Source organism: Deltaproteobacteria bacterium HGW-Deltaproteobacteria-6 (assembly GCA_002840435.1).
Lineage (GTDB): Bacteria > Desulfobacterota > Syntrophia > Syntrophales > Smithellaceae > UBA8904.
This window is the reverse complement of record PHAT01000001.1, coordinates 276,843-300,787: the sequence shown is the minus strand read 5'-3', so window position 1 is coordinate 300,787 and position 23,945 is coordinate 276,843. Positions and strand designations below refer to the sequence as shown.

Annotated in this window: 15 protein-coding genes; 8 read left to right on the top strand and 7 right to left on the bottom strand. The window is 47.3% G+C overall.

Features of this window, described 5'->3' with window-relative positions; genetic code table 11:
• Positions 1-161: 161 nt before the first annotated feature.
• From CVU71_01360 to CVU71_01350, 3 genes are all read left to right on the top strand, one after another.
• Positions 162-2,861 carry a formate dehydrogenase subunit alpha gene (locus CVU71_01360; protein ID PKN20468.1) on the top strand — a complete coding sequence of 900 codons (2,700 nt, stop codon included), beginning with the start codon at positions 162-164 and terminating at the stop codon, positions 2,859-2,861.
• Positions 2,862-3,068: 207 nt separating this feature from the next.
• Positions 3,069-4,310: an oxalate:formate antiporter gene (locus tag CVU71_01355; protein PKN20467.1), complete on the top strand. Its 1,242-nt coding sequence runs from the start codon at positions 3,069-3,071 to the stop codon at positions 4,308-4,310.
• A 256-nt stretch (positions 4,311-4,566) separates the two neighbouring features.
• The gene (locus CVU71_01350; GenBank protein ID PKN20466.1) at positions 4,567-5,739 is read left to right on the top strand and encodes a cation:proton antiporter; all 1,173 of its coding nucleotides are present in this window, start codon (positions 4,567-4,569) and stop codon (positions 5,737-5,739) included.
• A 27-nt stretch (positions 5,740-5,766) separates the two neighbouring features.
• Here the strand turns inward: CVU71_01350 and CVU71_01345 are convergent, their stop codons facing one another.
• The 6 genes from CVU71_01345 to CVU71_01320 all read right to left on the bottom strand — a co-directional run bounded on the left by CVU71_01345 (position 5,767) and on the right by CVU71_01320 (position 16,378).
• Complete coding sequence (locus CVU71_01345) at positions 5,767-6,564, bottom strand: UDP-diphosphatase (GenBank protein ID PKN20465.1); 798 nt, start codon at positions 6,562-6,564, stop codon at positions 5,767-5,769.
• Between the two features lie 386 nt (positions 6,565-6,950).
• On the bottom strand, positions 6,951-8,744 hold the full coding sequence (locus CVU71_01340; GenBank protein PKN20464.1) for a long-chain fatty acid--CoA ligase: 1,794 nt from the start codon (positions 8,742-8,744) through the stop codon (positions 6,951-6,953).
• A 145-nt stretch (positions 8,745-8,889) separates the two neighbouring features.
• Positions 8,890-10,623, bottom strand: a complete 1,734-nt coding sequence (locus CVU71_01335; GenBank protein ID PKN20463.1) for a hypothetical protein — start codon at positions 10,621-10,623, stop codon at positions 8,890-8,892.
• Between the two features lie 219 nt (positions 10,624-10,842).
• Positions 10,843-12,753 (bottom strand): molecular chaperone HtpG, encoded by a 1,911-nt coding sequence (locus tag CVU71_01330; GenBank protein ID PKN20462.1) that lies wholly within the window; start codon positions 12,751-12,753, stop codon positions 10,843-10,845.
• 501 nt (positions 12,754-13,254) lie between these two features.
• Positions 13,255-15,324 carry a hypothetical protein gene (locus CVU71_01325; protein ID PKN20461.1) on the bottom strand — a complete coding sequence of 690 codons (2,070 nt, stop codon included), beginning with the start codon at positions 15,322-15,324 and terminating at the stop codon, positions 13,255-13,257.
• 10 nt (positions 15,325-15,334) lie between these two features.
• On the bottom strand, positions 15,335-16,378 hold the full coding sequence (locus CVU71_01320) for a cytochrome C (protein ID PKN20460.1): 1,044 nt from the start codon (positions 16,376-16,378) through the stop codon (positions 15,335-15,337).
• A gap of 479 nt (positions 16,379-16,857) precedes the next feature.
• On the opposite strand from CVU71_01320, the gene CVU71_01315 reads away from it, so the two are divergent.
• Together CVU71_01315 and CVU71_01310 are read left to right on the top strand one after the other, a co-directional pair.
• A complete protein-coding gene (locus CVU71_01315; GenBank protein ID PKN20459.1) occupies positions 16,858-17,925 on the top strand; it encodes a hypothetical protein in 1,068 nt (355 codons plus the stop codon).
• 94 nt (positions 17,926-18,019) lie between these two features.
• Complete coding sequence (locus CVU71_01310; protein ID PKN20458.1) at positions 18,020-18,322, top strand: hypothetical protein; 303 nt, start codon at positions 18,020-18,022, stop codon at positions 18,320-18,322.
• A gap of 179 nt (positions 18,323-18,501) precedes the next feature.
• On the opposite strand, the gene CVU71_01305 is transcribed toward CVU71_01310, so the two are convergent.
• Positions 18,502-20,031, bottom strand: coding sequence for a Fis family transcriptional regulator (locus CVU71_01305; GenBank protein ID PKN20457.1), 1,530 nt, complete (start codon positions 20,029-20,031; stop codon positions 18,502-18,504).
• 131 nt (positions 20,032-20,162) lie between these two features.
• Between CVU71_01305 and CVU71_01300 the strand changes: the two genes are divergently transcribed.
• The 3 genes from CVU71_01300 to CVU71_01290 all read left to right on the top strand — a co-directional run bounded on the left by CVU71_01300 (position 20,163) and on the right by CVU71_01290 (position 23,929).
• The gene (locus tag CVU71_01300; GenBank protein ID PKN20456.1) at positions 20,163-20,492 is read left to right on the top strand and encodes a hypothetical protein; all 330 of its coding nucleotides are present in this window, start codon (positions 20,163-20,165) and stop codon (positions 20,490-20,492) included.
• 80 nt (positions 20,493-20,572) lie between these two features.
• Complete coding sequence (locus CVU71_01295) at positions 20,573-22,123, top strand: flavocytochrome c (GenBank protein PKN20455.1); 1,551 nt, start codon at positions 20,573-20,575, stop codon at positions 22,121-22,123.
• A 249-nt stretch (positions 22,124-22,372) separates the two neighbouring features.
• Entirely contained in the window at positions 22,373-23,929 is a 1,557-nt protein-coding gene (locus tag CVU71_01290; protein PKN20454.1) for a hypothetical protein, read from the top strand.
• Positions 23,930-23,945 lie beyond the last annotated feature (16 nt).

Genomic DNA, 23,945 nt, shown 5'->3' with positions numbered 1-23,945 from the left:
CTCCCGATGCCTGTTCTTCCTGATAAACATCACGGTCATAATTGACATAATTGACAATTCGACAGATTACGACTATAAGTCATCAAGTTATTAATAATATAACTCTCATGAGTTTTTATGAATCGTATCGACTATTTATCTTGATAAGATTGGAGAAGAGAATGGAAAATAAAATTGCAGTAACCATTGATGGACAAGAAGTTTCGGCAACTCCCGGTCAAACTATTCTGGACTGCGCCAGAGAAGCAGGTATTTTTATACCGACCCTCTGCCATTATCAAAACACTACCAATGTCGGTGCCTGCCGTGTTTGCGTTGTGGAAGTGGAAAATGCTCGAAGCCTTGTCGCCTCCTGCTGTATGCCGATCACGCCGGGTATGGTTGTTCGCACCAACACGCCGTCGGTTCGTGCCGCCCAGAAGATGATCGTTGAATTATTATGGTCATCCGGTGATCATAATTGTCTGACCTGTGAACAAAACGGACAATGCGAATTACAAAATCTTGTTTACTGGCTGCAAATTGATAAACCCCGTTTTAATATCGAACCTCCCGGTTTTGCACCGGACAACAGCAATACCATGATTCATCGCGATCTGAACAAGTGCGTCCTTTGCGGCCGTTGTATTCGCGCTTGCAATGAAATACAGGTCAATGAAGTCCTTGATTTCGCCAATCGCGGTTCCTACGCAAAAGTCGGCCCGGCCTTTGACGCGGACTATATCGATTCCGCCTGTGTCTTCTGCGGTGAGTGCCTTCAGGTCTGCCCGACCGGCGCCATCACGTTCAAGCAGGCGAAATTCGCCGGCCGTCCCTGGGAATTGAATAAAGTTCGCACCACCTGCACATACTGCGGCGTTGGCTGTCAGATGGATCTTTATACCAAAGACAATAAAATCGTTAAAGTCTCGGGCAATCGCGAACATGGACAGCCCAATGATGGCAGCCTTTGTGTTAAGGGGCGCTTCGGCATGGATTTCGTGTCCCATCCCGACCGTCTGAAAAAACCCCTTATCCGTGCTAAGAAAGGCGGAGACTTCAAGGAAGCTACGTGGGATGAGGCTTTTACATTTATCGCTGATAAATTGGCAACAATCATAAAAGCGAAAGGCCCGGACAGCATCGCCGGCCTCTCTTCCGCACGATGCACCAACGAAGAAAATTACCTTTTCCAGAAATTCATGCGCGCGGTTGTCGGCACCAACAATGTCGATCACTGCGCCCGTCTCTGACACTCCGTAACGGTGGCCGGTCTGGCCGCCACATTCGGCAGTGGAGCAATGACCAATTCGATTGATGAACTGGAATACACCGATTTAATTCTGGCCACGGGGACCAATACCACCGAAAACCACCCCATTATCGGCATGAAAATCAAAAGGGCTATCAAGCGGCACGGTACCAAGCTGATCGTCATCGACCCGAGGGAAATTGATTTAGTCAAATACGCCGACATCTGGCTCCGGCAAAATCCGGGAACGGATGTGGCAGTATTCAACGGACTGATGAACGTGATTATCGCAGAAGATCTCTATGCCAAAGAATATGTAGATAAGCGGACGGAAGGATTCGATGCCCTGAAAACGCTTGTGGCAAAATATACGCCGGACTATGTTGAAAAGATTTCCGGCGTACCTGCGGAAGATTTAAAGAAGGCCGCCCGGATGTATGCCAATGCCAACCGCGCCAGTATCATTTATGCAATGGGCATTACCCAGCACATCAGCGGCACGGATAATGTAAAGAGCACCGCCAACCTGTCCATGCTTTGCGGCAATGTCGGTATTGAAGGCGGCGGCGTCAATCCGCTGCGCGGACAGAATAATGTTCAGGGCGCATGCGATATGGGCGCTCTACCCAATGTTTTTCCGGCCTACCAGCAGGTCGCCAATGAAGATAGCCGCAAAAAATTTGAAGCGACCTGGGGTGCAAATCTTTCCGGGAAACTGGGACTGACACTGATGGAAATTATGGCGGCGGCGGGCTCGGGCAAGATCAAGGCGCTTTACATCATGGGAGAAAATCCGCTGCTTTCCGATCCGGATCTTCATCATGTCAAAAAAGAACTTGGAAAACTTGATTTAATGATTGTTCAAGACATCTTTATGACTGAAACGGCGCAAATCGCCGATGTCGTACTGCCGGTAACAAGTTTTGCTGAAAAAGATGGTACCTTCACCAATACCGAGCGCCGCGTCCAGCGCGTGCGCAAAGCGATTGAAGCGCCCGGTGAGACTAAAACGGATTGGGAAGTCATTTGCGGCATCTCCAACAAAATGGGTTATCCGATGCACTATGCATCCGCCCAGGAAATTTTTAATGAAGTAACGACCGTTACGCCCAGTTATGCAGGCATCTCTTATCAACGCCTTGAGAAGGAAGGTCTGCAATGGCCATGCCCCACTCCTGACCACAAGGGCACAAAATTCTTGCACAAGGATAAATTCTCACGGGGACTTGGTCTGTTTACCGCCATTGAATTCATACCACCCAACGAACTGCCGGATAAAGATTATCCGTTCCTGCTTTCAACAGGGCGCGTCCTTTATCATTACCACACAGGCACGATGACGTCGCGCTCACAGGGTCCCTCAGAGCGCTGTCCCGAAAGCCTGGTTGAGATTAATCCTGTGGATGCTGAAAAGCTGGGCCTTTCCGATGGCCAAATGGTCAAAGTAACGTCAAGACGCGGAGATGTTCAAGCCAAAGCCCGCATCACGACAAAAAGCGCGCCCGGATCAATTTTCATGAACTTCCATTTCGCAAATGCACCTGTCAATCTGCTGACCAATCCGTCACTTGACCCGACAGGCAAAATCCCCGAGTATAAAGTCTGCGCTGTGAAGCTCGAAGCTGCGTGATAGACTGAATACTCTTGCATATGGTAAAAATAACATAAATAAAAAAAGAATATGCCCCTTGCATGGGGCATATTCTTTATGTATAAGGTGCATGTTTATTTTGATGAGCTCGACACGATGAAAAAACCAGCCCATCCGGATGTTTTCTTAAAGTGTCACTAAATACATTTTACGCCTTTTTCAGGAAAGGCAAGGGAGGAATTAAATATGGCTAATGAAAATTTGGAAAGTAAGCGATGGGGGCTCGCCGCGGCTGGCGTTGTCATGATGCTGGTACTGGGCACGGTTTACGCCTGGTCGGTATTTGTTAAACCCATTGCGGCATTGCATGGTTGGGAAGTAAAGATGGTATCGCGTGTTTTCATGCTGATTATCGGCACCATCGGTATTTCCGCTGCATTCGGCGGCATGCTGGTGGATAAGAAAGGCCCCAAATTTGTCGCCACGCTGGGCGCTTGTTTATATGGAATCGGCGTTTTACTGGGCGGCATCGCTCTGCACATGGGAAGCTTCTGGTTTCTGTTGATCGGTTACGGCGTCGTCGCAGGCATCGGCAACGGTTTGACTTATGTTGTCCCGATTGCAACTCTGATCCGCTGGTTCCCGGACAAACGCGGTTTAATCACGGGCCTGGCCGTTATGGGATTTGGCTTCGGCGCCTTCTTTATCGGCATGATCATTCCCGGCCTCATCAACAATGTCGGCGTTGCCAACGCATTCTTTATTCTGGGTATCGTTTATCTGATTTTCTGCGGCGGGGCGGCTCTAACTCTGAAAAACCCGCCTGCCGGCTGGCTTCCCAAAGGCTTTAAGCCTTCGGCAACAACGGTCAGCGCAGCAGATTCCTTCGGCTGGGCCGAAGCAAAGAAAACCCGTCAGTGGTACATGCTCTGGTGCATGCTTTTCTTAAACGTTACAGCGGGCATGGGACTTTTGTCCAAACTATCCCCCATGGCACAGGAAGTTATTAAACTCGCGCAGGGCATTGATGATCCGGCAAAACTGGCAATCATGGGCGGCAGCGTTCTGGCTACGGCTTCTATTTTCAATGGTCTGGGGCGTCTTTTCTGGGCGGCTGTTTCCGATAAAATAGGCCGTAAAGGCACTTATATGACCATGTTTCTGACCCAGGCGATTCTTTATATTCTTCTGCCTCAGGTCTCAAGCGTACTCATCTTCACCATCATCGCATGCTATCTTCTTGCTTGTCTGGGCGGTGGTTTTGCCGTTATGCCGTCTTTTGCGGCCGACTCCTTTGGTCCAACTTACATCGGCAAGGTTTACGGCTTCCTGCTGACGGCCTGGGGCGCGGCCGGTGTTGTGGGTGGCTTTGTGTTCGCCGAATTCAACAAAGAACAGTCGCTTTATACGGCGGCCGGATGTCTGGCAATCGGTTTTATTATTGCCCTGCTGTTCACCAGACCGAAAAACGTATCAGAATATCGATAATACATCCGATATTAAACCAGTTGATTCAGAAAACCCTTCTGCCCCGGCAGAAGGGTTTTTTTATGCAGAATCGAATTGTTCTTCCTGTGTTTTATATCCGCATTTCATTAATTCACAATTGACAATAAAATATTTATTGATTAAGTAATCATGCCTTCAAGATGAAGATCTTCGTCGCGCGGGTGATGGGGTTCACCTTTAACCGCCTTTGCTGCTGATAACTCCTGCCTATTTTTTCAATAAGGAGTGTTATTGCATGAAAGGGGATTACATACCTTTAGTCGTCGGTTTACTCGTATTTCTGGCCAGCATCATTTCACTTCGCCTGGGGCTTTCAGTAGCCATTATTGAAATCGCGCTGGGAGCCATTGCCGGAAACCTGGGGTTGCATACCGAAGAATGGATGCTCTACATCGCCCAGTTCGGCGGCATTATCCTCACCTATCTGGCCGGAACGGAAATCGACACAAAACTGTTTAAGGAAAAGTTCAAGGAAAGTTTCCTGATTGGATTTTTCTCATTCCTTGCGCCCTTCGTCGCCGCCTTTTTGTTCACTTATTATTTTGCCGGATGGGGGTATAAACCTTCGCTCATTGCAGGAATTGCTTTATCCACTACATCACTGGCCGTTGTTTACTCCGTCCTGGTGGAAACGGGGCTGACGAAAACACAAATCGGCAAACTGCTCATGGCCGCCACGTTTGTCACGGATATGGGCACAGCGCTGGCACTCAGCATCATGTTCATTCAGCCGACCCTGTTCACCCTGGTTTTTTATGTGGGATCTATCCTGATCATCTTATTTGTTGACCGGTTTTCTCCGTATATTCTGAATCATCCGATATATTTTAATAAAGTGATTGAGCCGGAAATCAAGTTCATTTTTCTTGTTCTGCTGATTTTTATCTTTTTTGCTCAGTTGGGCGGCGGCCAGGCAATCCTGCCCGCGTTTATACTGGGCCTTATCATGTCCAAACATTTTGATGAAAAGAAGAAAACCCGGGTTGTTCTGAACCGTCTGCGAACAGTAGCCTACGCATTTATCACACCGATTTTTTTTATTGTCGGTGGAATGAAAATCTCCGCAACGATGATTATTGCTTCGCTGGGACTTTTTGCGGCACTGTTTGCCGTGAAGATTATCGCCAAATTTATCGGTGTTTATTTTCTAGCAAAAAAATATATTTCGGGCGGTAGCATGTACACCACACTGCTCATGAGCACCGGCCTGACCTTCGGCACGATTTCGAGCCTGTTCGGTTTGCAGGCAGGCATCATCAATCAGACACAGTATTCCATACTGGTCGGCGCTGTAGTCGCCAGCGCCATCATCCCGACATTCATTGCCCAGAAATGGTTTATGCCTGTGGATGAGGAAGATATCCTTGATTTTGATACCTGGTATATGCCCGCAAACGATGATGAATAATTTTATGCCGATTTTTCCGAACGGATTTTAGGCTGCGTACCTGATAACAGCAACCGCAATGACTACCGCGCCCAGAGCGAAGCGATAGATCACAAACGGCAGAAATGTTTTTGTCTGTATATAGCGTAGCAGGAAGCCGATACTGGCCAGGCCGGCGATGCATGCCACGACCATGCCGGTGAGGAAACTCGCATCAATTATGGCCGGATTGGCAATCAATGTCGGAACTTTAACCAGCGCCGCACCGAGAATAATAGGTGCGGAAAGCAAAAATGAAAAACGCGCCGCGCCTTCCCTTGTCATCCCCAGCGCCAGTGCCGTGGTCATGGTAATACCGGAACGCGACACACCGGGAATAATGGCCAAAGCCTGCGAAAGGCCAATCAGAAAACTGGTCCTGAGGGTAATATGTTCCACATCGATTTGTTTCGTTCCTTTGCGGTCCACAAAGAAGAGAATAATCCCAAGCAGAATCAACATGCAGGCAATCAATACAGGATTGCGGAAGATCGTCTCGGCAATATTTTCCAGCAGAAAACCGATAGCAGCACCGGGGATTGTGGCCAGCACCAGGTACCAGAACAACTTCCCTTCCCTCTCCTTCGGCTGCGTGATACCTTTGCTTAAAAGCTTCAGCCAGTCTTTCCAGAAATAAAGAACAACGGCAATCAGCGTGCCGACATGCAGGGCAATATCAAAAGTCAGTCCGGGATCGACCCATTTCATTAACCAGGGCACCAGCACCAGATGCGCCGAACTCGATATCGGTAGAAATTCTCCCAATCCCTGCACCAATCCCAGAACAACAGCCTGTATGATATCCATTTTCAATATTTCCCTACATGTAAAAGATAGTAAAAAAAGCATTACATGATTAATCTGATTTTGTCCACATTCGCCGTAAACGCAATAGGCCAGCATCCATGACACAGCGAAAAACGGATGGAAGGAAACCTCTGGAATATCTGTTCACCCGTTTTAATCCCGCCTGTTGCGGGAAGAGCGCTAATACGCGGCGGCTTGCTGCGAAAGAAACATGTTTATTTTATATACCATCAGCTTGCTGTGAGGCGTTGATTGAGGAAGAAATTAGTTCCCTTCTCCCTGATATAAGAAACCTCACCGCCGGAAGACGGTGAGGTTTTTTTATGAACAGAATTATAATATGGTATCGGAAATGATTGAAATCGGAAATTGAAAACTATTTCATATTACCTTTTGTACAATGCATCAATCTGACCCTGATATTTTTCAAATACAACACGTCTCTTCAGCTTCATGGTCTGCGTCAGCATCCCGTTTTCCAGTGAAAAAGGCTCGGAAATAAATATGAATTTTCTCGGGATTTCATAACTTCCATAGGTTCCCTTTAATTGATTGATTATTTCACTCTCGAGGAATTTCTTTGTCTCATCCTTTTTCAGCAGCTCTGCGCGGTCCTTAGGCAGGTTATTTTTTGCCGCCCATTTATCCAGTGCCGCAAAATCCGGGATGATCAGAGCGACATTGAATTCACGGCCCTCCCCGTAGATCATGGCATTTTCAATATAATGATTCAGCTTAATATCTTCTTCAATGGCTACAGGGAATACATACTTACCATTTTCGAGTTTGAACTGTTCCTTGAGTCGTCCGGTAATAAAGAGAAAACCCTCCTCGTCAAGACGTCCGCGGTCGCCCGTCCGGAATCCGCCATCCGGAGTCATGACGGCCTTTGTGGCTTCCGGCTTATTGTGATATCCCTGCATGACGTTGGGTCCGTAAATGATAATTTCTCCATCCGTTGCATCCGGTCCGACAACCGACTTGTCGATCTTGATGGTGCTCATTCCCATGAAAGGACCCACGCTGCCTATCTTATATTTTGTCGGGCAGTTCATTGTTGCACCGGGCGAGGTCTCCGTCAATCCGTAAGCGTCATAAAGAGGCACTCCCATATCCCAGAAGAAGCGGGATATTTCCGGATTCATGGCGGCGCTTCCTGTCATAACGCCTTTTAATCTGCCGCCCAGTTTCTGGCGAATTTTCTCAAAAACAACCGCATCGGCAATCTTAAACTTCAGATTTACCATAGCACTGGATTTACCCTGTGCCGCCAGCTCATGTTTTTTCTTGCCGCTCTCTACGCCCATGAAAAATAATGTCTTGGCCAACCCGCCTTCTTCATTCATCTTCGTTATTAATCCATCATAGACCTTGTTGAAGACTCTGGGAACGGCGGTCATGAATGTCGGTTTAACCAGAAGTAAGTCTTCCCCGATGGATGCTGCGCTTTCTGCAAGACCGATGGACCCGCCCATCAGGCAGTATGCAATAAGTTCCCCAAGTCCGAAAACGTGCGCCCAGGGCAGGATATTCAGACATCCGTCCAGATGGTTGATTTCCGGGAAAGCGGCTGATGTAGCATGAGCATTGCTTGTAATGTTGCCCTGAGAAAGAAGCACGCCCTTGGGGTCGCCAGTCGTACCGGATGTGTAAATCAGGATGCATATGTCTGATTGAGCAGGATAAATACTTTTAACGGGTTTAGCTGCGCCCTTTTTTTCCAGATCCGCCAAGGTATCCGGTCCGTCGCCTTCCATAATGATCACTTTCTGTAAGGAAGGTATGGAGGAGATGGCATCTTTTATTTTGTCATATATTGCTTTTTTGCTGATAAAAAGAACTTTAACCTTAGCGTCATTGATAATATATTTCCAAACCTGCATCAGTTCGGCTTCATACATGGGAACAAATCGGGCACCCAATCCGCTATTGGCAAAAAAGCAGACAGCCCAGTCCGTGCTGTTGTTGCAGATAACACCAACGGCATCATCCTTTTGAACTCCCAGTTGACTCAAACCACTTCTGACGTTATCCACGCGTTTTCCAAAGTCAGCATAGGATATCCATTCATACTGTTTTAATGCCTTATTTTTCGTTCCGAGAAAAGGCCTCTCCGGAAATTTTGCAACTGATTTTTCAAGTATTTCAACTACATTGTCCGGTTTCGTTAACTGATACATATGTTCCCTCCTGAAATTTGATGAATATTGCTTTTAATAGACGCCATTCATAATTAACGGGTATAGATAACAGATAAACAGAAATGGTCAATACATATAATCTATATGTGTATTGTAGTATGTACTCCTATATTACAGGTAAGATTTAAGTCAGTGCAAGCAAGTAGGAACGAAGATTGGTATCCGTAGAGATGATGTTTAATTTCTCACGAATACTGTTTCTGTAAGAATTAACCGTCCCGACCGAGAGATTAAAGATATCTGCAATATCTTTGGAACTTTTCCCCTGCTTGATCAGAGCGGCAACCTGCAGCTCTCTCGGAGAAAGGTTCTTGTAGGAGATGGACAGTCTGTTAATGAAGGGTGAAGCGATATTATTCAGATTGGTTTCAAGCACATTCAGATATTCCAGTTTTTGCTCATTAGTTTGTGCCGTTCGCAACCTTTGTACAAAAGGTATTACCAGTTGATGAATGTTGGACTGCAGGGACTCTTGAAGGTTTTTCTGATCTTCATCCCGGTTCTTTAAAAGTACGCGCAAGGTCGTATTGATTTCCTGCAACTCGAATGTGCGTTCCTTGACACGGGTTTCAAGCTCATCAAGGGTCTTCTGCAGATTTTCTTCTATTTTTTTTCTCACCGTGATATCGCGTATACCGAAAACCGCCCCAAGAAAATTCCTTTGTTGATCCAGCATATAGGCCCCTGTTGCTTCCAGCCATATATACTCACCTCGAGCATGTTTATAGCGACACTCAATCTTACCTGGAGAAAATGTTGCGATGGAAGTTCTCAAACCGGTTTCAATGGCAGGGAGGTCTTCCGGATGAATAAAATCCATCAGGGATTCACCGTCCCTTTCTTTTGGATCATATCCCATAACGCTAAATACAGACGGGCTGATATAAACAATTTTGAAATCCCGGTCGGTCATGACAATAATGTCTTTCATATTGTCCGTGACCAGACGCAAACGTTCCTCGCTAAGGCGCAGCGCTTCCTGCACCCTTTTACGATCCGTAATGTTCAACTGTGTGCCTGTAAACCTTAACGGCTTTCCCTTTTCATCCCAGCTGACCACCCGCCCGCGCCCCAGAACCCAGATCCATTCACCCGACTTGTGGCGCAGACGATATTCCATTTCGACTAATTGGCGATTGCCTGACATAATTTCCCGAACTTTTTCCCTGATATTATTCAGGTCATCAGGATGGATTATTTTCATCCAGGTTTCTATGTTAAAGGCAAGAAAGTCTTCTCTTTGATAACCCAGCATATCCAGATAGCGGTCATCGACATAGGACACTCCTGTCTTGCTGTTAATATCGTAAAGACCCAGTTCCGCCCCGGCCAACACTAATTCCAATCGCTCCTGAATACTGCGGATGGCATCTTCAGCATTTCTGCGCTCGGTAATATTGTGGAAAAGTGTTCTAAATCCAATGGGTTTTCCCTGAATACCCCGGATCAGGCTAACCGTTAATTCATATTGATTTTTCTTTCCGTCTTTATTGATTGATTCCAACTCTGAACTCTTGGCCGGAATGCCTGTTTTATAAACTTCGTTATAAATCCGGTAGGCCCGCTCCAAATTCTTCCGCTCGATGTAGCTCCGGTAACTGAGCCCCTGCAACTCCTTACGACTGTAACCCGTCTCCTTCAAGTAGGCATCGTTAAAATAAGTAATGTTGCCGGCCAGATCATGCTCGGCATAAGGCTCGGAAATATTTTCGATAACAGCGCGATAACGGGCCTCACTTTCCCGGAGCAGGTCACTTTGTGACACCTGCTCTTCAATACGTTCCCGATCTGCATAGCGTTCACGAAGGCGATGTAATTCTTCGATAAGTTGTTCCTTTGTTTTTTCCTGATCGATCAAGGGCTTTTCCTTACGGGATATTTAATTCCAATGCAGAATAAGTCAGTGAGTTAAATTAGGGGACGGTAGTACCGGCTCATTAATTCGACAACTATGGAGAGTTTATCAAAAGGTGTTTCAGAATTCAAGTCAAAGGCTTAAAGGGAACGGCCTGAATATCCACTCTTTAATGGAGCGAGTCAATACGACTCGCTCCATCGGGTGTTTAATTTAAGATTGTTAATCAATGGCTCCAGCCGTCAAACTGCCGATCATTTTGTTGAATTTTGCCGGATCATCGAGCTTCCCTCCCTCTGAGATAACCGCCATATCGTACAGAAACGCCGTGTAGTCTCTCAGGACATCGGCCTCTTTGTTCTTCTCATAGATTCCCTTAATCTTCACAAGAAGGGGATGATCCATGTTCAGTTCCAGAACCCGTTTACTGGGCGGCACTTCCTGGCCGCTGGCTTTGAGTATTTTCTCCATGTAAGCGCTCATATCGTAGGCATCACCCGATAGACAGGCTATGGAATTCTTCAGATGGGTGGAAAGTTTGACATCCTTCACCTTTTCACCCAGAGTCGACTTGATGAATTCAAACAGACTGCTGTATTCCTCTTTTTTCTTATCATCTGTTTTGTCCAGATCAAGATCACCCTTCTCTGCGCTCTTGAAGGTCTTTTTCTCAAATTCATGAAGGTCACGAATGACCCACTCGTCGATGGGATCCGTCATGAGAAGGACTTCAATATCTTTTTCCTTCAGTTGTTCGAGGTGGGGACTGTTGATAAGGGTACTCAGATTGTCACCGGTAATGTAGTAAATGTCTTTCTGGTCCGGATTCATTCGGGCAACATAGTCTGCAAGTGAAACCCATTTCCCGTCGGATTTGGTTGTCTTGTAGCGCATCAAGGCAGCAATCTTCTCTTTGTTATCGAAATCCTGGGATATCCCCGCTTTAAAGATATGGGCAAATTCTTTGTAGAAAGTCTCGTACTTTTCCTGATCGAGCCCTGCCAAAAGTTCCAGCACCTTCTTGACCAGGTTCTTTTTGATATTCCGGACAAGAGCATCCTGCTGAAGGATCTCGCGACTGACGTTGAGATTGAGGTCCGGGGCATCAACAACGCCCTTAATGAAGGCAAGGTACTGGGGCATCAATTCCTTGCAGTTTTCCATAATGAAGACCCGCTTGGAATAGAGCTGTATCCCGTGTTTTTGCTCATGGGAGAAAAGATCAAAGGGAGCTCTGGATGGGATGTACAAAAGCGCGCTGTATTCCGTCGTCCCTTCGAGCTTCAGGTGGAGATGTGCCAAGGGCGGGTTCCAGTCATGGCTGACGTGCTGGTAGAATTCGTTGTGCTCCTCTTCGGTAACCTCATTTTTCTCCTTTGTCCAGATCGCCTTCATGGAGTTGAGTGTCTCTTCCCGGATGACCTTTTGAGTCTTGCCCTCCTCAGGTTTGCCGTCTGCGTTTATGACCGGTTCCGTTTTTTCCACATCCATGACGACAGGATAACCAACAAAGTCCGAGTGCCGCTTGATAATGCCGCGAATGGTCCACTCATCGGTGAAATCCTGATCATCCGCATCCACCTTTTTCAGTTGCAGAGTGATAGTTGTCCCTCGGGTTTCCTTATCGAATTCTTCGATGGTATAGGACCCGTCTCCGGATGATTCCCACCGGCATCCCTTTTCGCTTCCCGCAGCACGCGTCGTCAGCGTAACCTTTTCGGCAACGATGAAGGCGCTGTAAAAGCCAACGCCGAATTGACCGATCAGCTCCGGCGTGACCGTCCCCTGATTCTTTACTTCGCCCATGGCCTCCAGAAATCCCGCCGTCCCGCTCTTGGCGATAGTTCCGATATTTTCCACCACCTCATCATAGGTCATGCCGATTCCATTATCCGATACTTCGAGGATATTTTTTTCCTTATTCCGGGTAATCCTGATTTTCAGTTCCGTATCTGTACCCATAATGTGAGACTCCGTCTGCGCCTTGAATCGCAGCTTGTCGAGGGCGTCCGATGCGTTGGAAACAAGTTCCCGCAAAAAAATCTCCCGGTGCGAATACAGAGAGTTGATGATAATATTCATGAGTTGCTGAACTTCTGTTTTAAACTGATGGGTCTTCTTCTTTCCTGCCATAGGGCCTCCTGCTATATATTATTGATTTTTATTTGATATAACGATTTTATATCTGAGCACTGCGATCTTATATATGGTTATCATTTTCCGGTTGTCAAGGGAACCGCAGGTAAGGGGATATCCCTAAATTTTGTGTTGGTTGGATAGCAGCGTTTTGTTTGACACAGAAATTAAGAAATATAAGACCATACAAACATCCGCATGGAGTTATGTGGTACTCAGGAAGCTACTGTAACGAGTTATTTTATGGCAGGCTAACATGACATCGACGTTGCGTCAGTCGCGAGAGACAGGGCCGAGGCGTTTTTTCAGAAAGTATCTGTAAGGAAAGGATATCAAGATCACAGCCGGGTCCCAAGAGCAATATTTGGATAATTAAATCATTGATCATCGGGGACAGCATTAATCTCCTGATTGCACTGCGAACTTTAAGAATGATAATTGCCAAAACAAATGCAGTTGGAGCCCGGCTGCAATAGGATCACCACCGGGCATCCACGGTTAGAATTTCACGTTGACACTAAGAAACACAACATGGGTCCGATAGGATTGCTCTGCATATGCCCCCGTCATACGCGTAGTGCCTGCCACATAAAGATAGTTATTGTACTGGGAATCACCGTATGAGAATGATTCAAAGGCATAGGCTCCCGTCACGGCCACCATTTTCGTAATCTGATAGGTTGTCTTAACAATAAAATTGTCGAGATGATAATTGTCCCAGGCATTGAGGTCAATAGTATCCTGCGTCCGTCCGGCAGGTAAAGCCACCGCTCCCAGATAGGTGTAATCAACAGTTCCATCGGATTTGACGGAATTGTGGGACAGATTCAGAGTTAATTTATCCATGATGATGGAAATGTCGGTTCCGACGCCATACCCGTATGTATTTTCCTGCGCCTCAGAGGTCCAGTTAAATGATGTAGCCGTAGGCGCGGTATCAGGACTATTGTTAACGGTTGTTTGCCTCTGGAATTGGTTCAGCGTGCGTTGCTCGAAATCAAAATAGCCGAAGAGCCGCACACGTTTGTGAATCTGCCAGTCAATATCCGCATTAACCTCCTGGGCCTTAATGTCATTCAAGCCCAGAATTGTATCTTTATAGTTACTATGCTTATATTTATACCCGATATTCATGCTTAATGTATCGAGCGGATAGAATTCGACAGACGCTTTGTATGTGTTTCTATTTTGGGCTGAGGCATCAAACCTCCGAACCCACGGTTCCAGAGACACAACCGGGGTCATCGGAATGTCAAACTCCGCCGCGCGATCTAGAAATTCGTAGCCCACCTTTGCATTCATGAATTTCAGGCCGCTCCATTTCAACCCCAGATCGATAAGGTTGTCCCGATTTTTCGGTAAATCCTCACGGGCACGTTCCGTCTTGGTGAAACGGTAGGCGGCATTAACCCGAAACTGGGCGGGCAATTTCAAGCCGGCTTCAATACCATAGATGTTCTTACGGTAATCAAAGAGATGGTTGTTGAGCACCGTCGCACCATCGGTAGTGGTAATGACGTCGGATTTGTTGTCTTTACTATAATACTTGTAAAATATTTTGGCATTTAAGAAAGGTTTCGGATTGAACGTCAAAGCAAGATTCAACTGGTCCGTGTAGACGTTGCCGTTGAAATATTGACTGCTCAAGGTGATCCCGGTCAGCCCGCCGGCAACATTCGCAACATAGCTGTTGGCCAGCTTCGCGGAGGAACGGGCACGTGCCGAGGAGAGATCTATGCTGAACTTGCTGTTGAACGGGAGCGCTACCCCTCCCTGAAAACCGAACTTACTGTAGTTATTCTCCGGCGGGAGAAACAGCGTATCCGTTGCTGATGCCGTATTTGCGGTGGCGGGATTACGGAAATACTGAAGTCCGTCACCACTTTCAAAGCGACTGTATAAATAATTTACGGATAAGAACAGAGGCTTGCTTGAATAACCCGTTTCCACCTTAATATTGTCAGTCGTATAATTAATGTTTACGGGCAGCTCGATGGCGATTCCGCCAGGGGAGGTCCCGGCTACGCCCAGCGGATATACACCGGATTTCCTCTGTTGATCCACATTGACATCGATATAAAAAGGATTGAGGTAATCAAATTTGAGACCGGCACCCATATTTTTCCGTCTGACCGTATAGTCAAACGTGTTCCAGGTGGCCGGATTGGTCACTGGTGTTGCCCCGGCGTAAGTCAGGGAATTTGTACCCACACCTGAATAGAGACTTCTGGCATCGTAGGTAAAGTTATGGGGAATCTCTTCATAGTTAATATTCAAGCGAAACATATCCCACCTGCCGCCCTCGAGCATATAACTCTGGGTATTGTAACCAATATCATTAGATTCGAATAAGATATATTGTTTTGGCATGTCGTACTTCAAGTTGATGCTTCCATAGACGCCGTCCCGGATGTCACGGTATTCGTTGAACTTGGCACTGTTGTCTTTTCCTTCCCGAACGACTCCCGTCACCGTTATGTCCCCGGATAATTTCCCCTCTTCACAGAAGGCGGTCCCCCAGGCTCCCAGGATCACCATAATCGTTATGATTGATTTGATTCCTTTCATGGATCACCTCCTATCTGACCAGGGTTTTACCGCGCGTCGAAGGACCGGTACTACCGTGGACTTCCGAATGACAATTCAGGCAAGAACGGGCAAACATCCTGTTGGACTGCGACGCGCCCCCAAAATTAAAGAAGTTTGTATAGATATTTCCCGGATGCTGCGTTGCATCATGGCAACTCTGACAAAGTTGAGGTACGCGGTTGTTCAGGAGTTTCCCATGATTACTCCCATGCACGGTGTGGCAGGTTTTGCAGTTTTCTTCAACAGGAGGATGCTCCCACATGAAAGGACCGCGCTTTTCAGCATGACATTTGTAGCATAGTTCGTTGCCGGAGCCGCCTTTGATGGATTTCTCCCCGAAACCGCCGTGATGATCATGACAATCTGTGCATTTTATTTTGCCTTCTTTAATGGGATGATGCGATTGCTTGGCAATCTGACCGCGAATACTCCGATGGCAGGAAATACACAATTCCGGCTGAGGCGTTTTCAGATTCATTTTTTTCCCCGAATGAACCGTATGGCAGTTGTCGCAGGAGATACCGGCAGCCTTATGGGCGCCCATGTCCCAATGGGTGAGGGTTCTTGACTCGGCATGGCAATCGAGACATTTTGCTGATTTTGCCGCCCCGTCATTTTTTTTATCTCTGAAAATGAAAATATCGACACCACCGCCGCCGCCCTTCTGAATGTGGGATTTACCGTCTCCATGACAGGATTCGCATCCTTCGGCATTTGCCGGACTTTTACGGATGGCCATTTTTGCATGAGGAGAATTGATATAGGTGCTGTAGTGTCCCTGATGGCACATTTTGCAGGTCTCAGACCTGCCACCTTTTCCTGCGCTCGTTCCTTGCGAAGGAACGACAATCCAGCAAGTAAGAACCAAGATGAAACAAAAGACAAACCACAGAAATATTCTTTGCATCGCACCCCCTTGAAACTCTGCACTTCGTAATAGTCTCGTGAACAGTTTTCGGCATCCGGAGCAGATTCCTGACTGTAGTAGCCGAAACAATGAATCAACGTAAACTCTCAGCGGCGCAGACGACATTCGGTTCAGTGACAATGTTTAACTCTTAAAACCAACACTAAATCGCTGCGGAGACAAAGAAATATACTTAATATTAAAAAAATAGGAGCTCGCATGAAATTGTCAAGTGTGTTTTCCGTCAATTTTTTAATAAATAGCATGATTCTTTTTCTTTATCGTAATTCCATGCCACTAAGCTAGTATAGTTATTATGATAATTAATATTATATTTAAATATTTGCTGACGGATACAGACTTCAGAACAAAGGGTAAAAATCGCTATCTCCTGTTGAATATAAAAGTTTATCGTTTCTTGAATTACAAAATTAATGTTTTCTGAAATAAATTGCTCTTGACAAACATTTAATTCTAACTATTTTTTATGCATGGATATTTATCCATTTAGAGTATGTGTTGTTGGTCGTTCATCTGATGTTCAGCTTTTCCCCAAACCAATGCGCCGGATATTTTTGGCGCTCCACCAGCGAATGGAGGTTATCATGGAGAAGTGCAACTGCAACACCCGTTTCATTAAAATCACTTTTATTCTCTTCTTTTTGATGGCCGGAATTCTTTCCGCTACCTCGACATGTTATGCCCAAGGCGCAAAAGCCTATATTTCAACCCAGGATGGATCCAAATTGCTGGTTTATAATCTGGCCAGTCATCAACTGATCAAATCCATTGATATCTATACCCCGTCAGCTCTGGCACAAGTACTGCCGCCTAATGCAAATGACGTCATCGCGGTAGGCAATCGCATTTTCATGACGGTTCCCGGCGCTGAAATTTCAAAGGCGGGACAAAACGAGCTTAAAGTAATCGATTCCCGTTCCGATGCCGTAGTGGCTACGATTAAAACGGACTTGACTCCTTCAGGGCTGCTTGAATACAAAGGACGGGTTTATATGGTGAACCGTTATGGCAATACCATACAGGAGATCGATCCCGATAGCCTGAAGATTGTACGCTCCATATCCTTTACCCCCCCCGGCCAGATGCCTCTGAATAATCCTCTGACCATGGAAATCGCCAATGACAAAATTTACCTTCCATTTCCCGGAGGCTTGGCTAGGCCGGGAATCATTTCGGTTCTGGATCTTAAAACAGGCGCCCCCATCAAAGCAATTGAATTCAGCACTATCAGCCCATACGGCCCCATCGCAATTAAAAACGTCGGTGAAGGGAAAATATACCTCGGGGGCATCCGGAACGCGGGCGTTCTGGACACCCGATCAGACCGCATCGTTAGAAATATCATTCTTTCCGGCAGAGAGATTTATGTTCAGTCATTCGCTGTATACGGAGGAAAAGTTTATGCCGCAAACGGTGTGAGTACAGTGAGTGTCATCGATCCATTAACCGATACGCTGCTTGCGGAAATTGATACCGGCTACCATGACTATGCCTGTCACCTGAGGGCCGGTATCGTCGGCTCTACAAATAAAATATTTGTAGCTGATGCGGGACGGGGGATCAAAATCATTGATCCAAAATCAAACAGGCTTATCATGACGATTGCCTCCGATGAACCACTGGGTCCTGCCGCGATCATCGGCTCGGAATAAACTCAATTACAAACCGAAGAAGGGTAAAGGTTGTACGGTCTCCTTTAGCCCTTTTATCTTCACAACCGAAAAATAACAAAGGAGAATAAATATTATGGATGTTTGGAAAAAATTAGCTATTTATACTTGTGGGCTTTTATTGATATGCACCATGTACGTCACAATTGTTAAAGCCGGGGGACCGCCATTGAAGGACAATGCATGCGCTACATGTCACAAGGACTACGGCACCATCATGCCCAAAAAGCATCCGGATGCCGGTAAAGGAGCTCCCTGCTTATCCTGCCATGCTCCTGATGCCTCCAGAACTGAAGCAACAAAGTTTTCGACGCAAATTCACAAAGTCCACCAGGGCGAAAAGACCAAATTGGAATGCACGGTTTGCCACGCACTCTAGCAAACGGATCTAAACCGAGACGGGTATCAGAGGGAACACTGGCAAAATAATAAATCATTCAATCAAACGAAATTTATTTTCGCGGATTTTGTCAGCGCCCCTCATTCCAATGTATTGCCGGCGCCGGAAATGCTCATGCCAGGCTGCTTTGCCAATTATCTGAACTGACATCCCGGCTTTCACTTCCGGCCGAACGGGATCCCCAGTTTTCTCATCCGGTGCCGAAGTGTGCTTGGATTAATGCCGAGCAATTCAGCGGCGCCTCCTTCTCCATTGACCCGGCCTCCTGCCCTATCCAGAACGGCTTCAATGTAGCGGGCTTCCATTACATCGAGCCTCTCGGTTTCCCGGATATCCTCCATGATCGGTCTGTTTAGCGGAGCTTTGCAGTTGATAATATTGCCGAACGTCAGATAATTATTCTTGGATAAAATGATCGCTCTTTCCACCGCATTTTCAAGTTCACGCACATTGCCGGGCCATTCATATTGCATCAATCGATCTATTTCGCCCGGCGAGAGATCCGGAATGTCGGACAGTGCCATCTCCTGTGCTTTCTTTTGAATAAAATGATGAACCAGGAGCGGTATATCGTTTTTTCTTTCACGCAGCGGCGGTACGGTTATCGGAAATATGTTCAAACGGAAATAGAGATCTTCCCGGAACTGCCCCGAGTTTACCAGGCTTTGCAGATCCGTGTGCGTGGCCGATATGACCCGCACATTGACCTTAATGGTTTCCTGGCCGCCGACACGCTCGATTTCCTTTTCCTGCAGCACGCGCAGGAGGCGGACCTGCACCTGCTGTGGAAGTTCAGAAATCTCATCCAGAAATATCGTACCGCCGTCAGCACGCTCAAAACGGCCGCGCTTTTGGGCAATCGCCCCCGTAAAGGCTCCTTTTTCGTGTCCGAATAGTTCGCTGTCGATGAGCGTCTCCGGAATGGCCCCGCAGTTGACTTTGATCAGTGGTCCGTTACTGCGATGCGAAAGTTCATGAATGGCATTTGCGATAACTTCCTTCCCTGTGCCGGTTTCTCCCACAAGAAGCACAGGACTCAATAGAGGAGCGACCCGGTGCACTTTCTCCATGACCTCCCTCAGGCCGAAATCAGCCCCGACCAGTGTCCCCCCGATTCCCCTCTTTAATTCATTCTGGAGATAACGTTTGTCATCCGCGAGAAGGTCCTTGACTCTGATCACTTCTCGATACTGTAAGTGATTGGCAAGTGCAATCGCTGCCGGCTCGTTCACCAGGGCCCATACCCTTAAATCTTCATCGCTGTATTTTCTCTCACCCTGGACAACAGCAAGAAAAGATCCCACATATTTCCCTTCTATCATCAGGCGATTGACCAGCACTGAAGAAGGCGGCCATCCCCGGCTTTCCGCTAAACGGCGGATAATGGGATCACTGAAGGCATTATCCAATTTCCTGATCCGCGGAAACCGTTCGGTATCCTGAATCTCATGAGGCAGCAAAGGCGCGAGCGGGATTTCTTCCGAGGTGAGATGTGCGCCCTGCGAATCAACTGTCGCGACATTCTTAATGCATTTTATTTCCGGGTCATATATCGTGATGATTAATTCATCTACAGGCAAAACGCGGCTTACATATTCGAAGCACTTAAGCAATGCTTTATCAATTTCCAGGCTCCCGCAAATTCGAACAGAGACATCCCGGAAAAATTCATTTTCATCAATCATCATTTATCTTTCTTCCCAATTGTCGTATACGGCATTCTACATACAATTATCACATAAGACAAATTGTTTTTGTCATATGTGATAATTAACACCAGTGCACTATTTTAAACTATTGATTTAAGGTGTTATTTTTTATGGCATACGGCATGCTTCGCTTTAAGAGTATGAAATGGCTGGAAGAGATAAGGTTGAGGACTCAACCACGAAGGGAAAAAGAAGTCATGAGCGTGCTTCTGGAAATTGCCGATTCCGTTCATGATAAGAAAGGGCTGAAATCGGCAGTAGCGTATTGTCACCAGGCACAACCGGGCGGCTTTAGTTTGATCCTTGATTGGGATACGGCATCTGTTCCCATACAGGGAAGCGATACTGCCACACTCATTCTCGAAGGACTTAAACCGTTCGGACTTCTGGACCGCACCGTAATGGTGGAGAGAGGAAAGGCAGAAAAAGGTCGGCATTGAAGAGACGGAGTTTTTTCTGAAGCGCCGTCCGACAGATCTTTATTGATTAACAACGAATCAACATCAAAAAGGAGAATATTATGGCAGAAAAAGAAAAGGATTCAAAAGCATTAACCAGAAGGAATTTTTTAAAAACAGCAGGCGCCACGGCCGCAGCCGCGGGACTGGCCACGGGCGGAATGACCATGATGCCCTGGACCGCCGAAGCGGCGGCCATCCCGAAGAAATGGGACGAGACCTATGACGTGGTCATCGTCGGCAGTGGTTTTGCCGCACTGGCCGCAGCTTTAGAAGCAAAAAAAGCCGGGGCGTCCGTGGTTGTTTTAGAAAAAATGCGCACGGCCGGCGGCAATTCGATTGTTAATGGCGGTGTAGTCGCGGCGGCAGGCTCGCCCCTGCAGGCTAAGCAGGGAATCAAAGATTCACCGGAACTCCTGCTCAAGGACATGCTGACAGCCGGGCTGAACTTAAACCATGTCGAATTGGCCAAAATGGTAGCTGACCGATCGGTGGAAACAGTGATGTGGACCATTGACGATCTGGGCGTCAAATACAAGGACCGGGTCAGTCAGGAAGGGGGACACTCCGTTCCGCGGATGTACAGTACATACAATCAGAGCGGATCGGCAATCGTAACGGCGCAACTGGCCAAGTTAAAAGGTCTGGGCGTGGTGCCGAGATTACAAAGTTATCTAACTCAGATTTATCGTGATGCGGATGGGCGGGTCAAAGGCGTTCAAATTCGTGATAAATATGTTTTCCCGAAAAAAGACAGTGGAAAGATCAAGAACATTAAAGCCAAGAAAGCGGTCATCATGGCGACAGGCGGCTTCGGCGCCGACGTTAATTTCCGGACGATTCAGGACCCCCGCCTGACGGCTGACGTGGATACAACCAATCAGCCGGGTGCAACCTCCGAAGCGCTTCGCGAATCCCTGCGCATCGGCTGCACTCCGTTGCAGCTTTCTTGGATTCAACTCGGGCCCTGGGGCAGCCCGGATGAAAAAGGTTTCGGGCTCGCGGCCTTCTTCGGCCAGGGCTGCGCGGCAATATACGGTCTGTGGATCGATACCAAAACCGGCCGACGTTTCGTTAATGAACTGGCTGACCGCAAGGTCCGTGCCGACGCCATTCTCAAGGCAGGCAATAAATGCCTTGCCTTTTGCGATGAAAACGGCACCCGGCTGCAGAAAGACGCCATCCCCAAGTTCATGGAAAGAGGCATCGTCAAGAAGTACGATACACTGGAAGCAATGGCGGCGGCCTATAACGTTCCCTTCGGCCCCATGATGGAAGAAATCAATAAATACAATGAAGCGCTGGTCAAAGGCAAAGATGAAGCCTGGGGACGCTATCTCTGGAAAGACGCCAAACCTATTGGGACGGCGCCTTTCTACGCCATGCGGCTGATGCCAAAAGTTCATCACTGCATGGGCGGCGTCAATATTAATGCGCAAGCGCAGGCGCTGGACGTGATGACGGATCAGCCTATCCCCGGACTGTACGCGGCGGGAGAACTCACGGGTGGTGTACATGGTGCAGTGCGCCTCGGCAGCTGCGCCACAATCGATTGTCTGGTATTCGGACGTGTTGCCGGACAAAACGCGGTAAAAGAGAAAAGCTGGAGCTAGTTTAAATTTTTTTAAGCAAGAGAGCTCTTTCCTGCCAAGGGAAGAGCTCTCTTTTTATTGTACAGGCGTGTCCGTTAAACACGGAAACAGGAAGGACGATCTTAAGTTTTCATGTTGATACAATAAGTGCGGGGAAGGTTTGAACGTCTCTCAGGTTAATGAACACTTCAAAAAGTATCCAGATAAGTATACAATAGCAACCACGCAATCAATGAACACGAGAAAAACACAAAGAGGCAACGTGATATCGTGGAAAAGAAAAATAAATCCGGTTTAATGAACAGACGGCAAGTTCTGAAGGCGGGAATAGCAACCGGCCTGTATTTTGCTTTTCCCTGTGACGTTTTGTGTGACACACTGCCCGCATATAAACCAACGGCAGCGTCAGATAACAACGCTTTGTATCTTACCCATTGTAATATCATCGACGTTGTTCAGGGTGTTGTTCAGAAGGACAAAACAGTGGTAGTCCGCCGGGGCACGATAGATGCGATAACCGATGGGCTGCCGGCTCCGGAGCAAGGGGGAGTGTCCCTTGATCTGAAAAATCAATATCTGATGCCGGGACTGATTGATGCTCATTGCCATGCCACGTTGACCTGCGAATCACAGTTAAATGTTTTCGGCGTTTTCACAACGCTTCGGCAGTTCAAAAGAAATTTCATTCAACAATTCACTCACGGTGTGACGACCATCCGGGATATGGGGGCGATGCCCAAACTGCTTCAGGATGGCCTCACGATGATCGCTAAAGGCGATATCGCGGGACCGCGGGTCGTCTATTGTAACGCATTTACCAATATTCAGGGCGGTCATCCGGACATTGATCCTGCGGATATCTCGATCTTCTCAGGTGTTGCCATGGCTTTTACCGGCAATCCCTGTTTATGGTTTAAAGATACCCGTGAACTGGAAGAGAGGATGAAGCAAAACAGCGGCGGCGGTGCGTCATTTATCAAGCTGACCATGGATAATCAATCGTTGATGTGCGGGCTTTCGGATATTCCTGTCTATTCCGACGAGCATCTAGGCGTGATTATGAAATTTGCCCGGGAGCATCATCTGCCGACAGCCGGACACATTCACACAAAGTTTGGTTTTGACCGCGCGCTCAGCTACGGACTCAATTCGATGGAACATTCGATTGCGGATGCCCGGCTTTCCGATGAGGAAGTCCTGAAAATGGCTCAAAAGAAAATCGCAATTGTTCCCACGATGATTATTGCGCAGATGCTGGCCGCCGAGGAAGCATACAGGACGCTCCCCCCGCAGTATCGTACGGACTTTATAGCCGGTGAAATGGCCATCCGCCGTCAATATCTGAATTCACAACGAAGCGATGATATTGAGCCGTCGATTCATCAGGCCAACATGGCCTCTCTGAAAAATTATCAAAAGGTCGGCTGCGAAAATTTATATTCGAAGGGAGTATTTTTACCCCGCCCGGAAATATATTTTAATATTCTGCTTCGGGGGCCGGAAAATCTTTTAAAGATGAAGCAGGCGGGCGTGTTGATCGGCTGCGGCACGGATTCGGGGGTGCCGTTCATGTATCACGGAACTCTCTGGCGGGAAATGGAGATGCTGGCGCGCGTAGGCTTCAGCAACAAGGACGTATTGCGGTGCGCCACGATTAATAATGCCCGGATCCTGCAGATGGCGGATAAAATCGGGACGATTGAAAAAGGGAAATTTGCGGATATGGTGGTGCTGAAAGAAAATCCGCTGGAAAAGATCGAGGCCTGCCGCTTGCCGCAGCAGGTCATCAAAGACGGCCGGGTTTATGATATAATCGGAAGCGTATAAGTAATCTGCCTCGAAG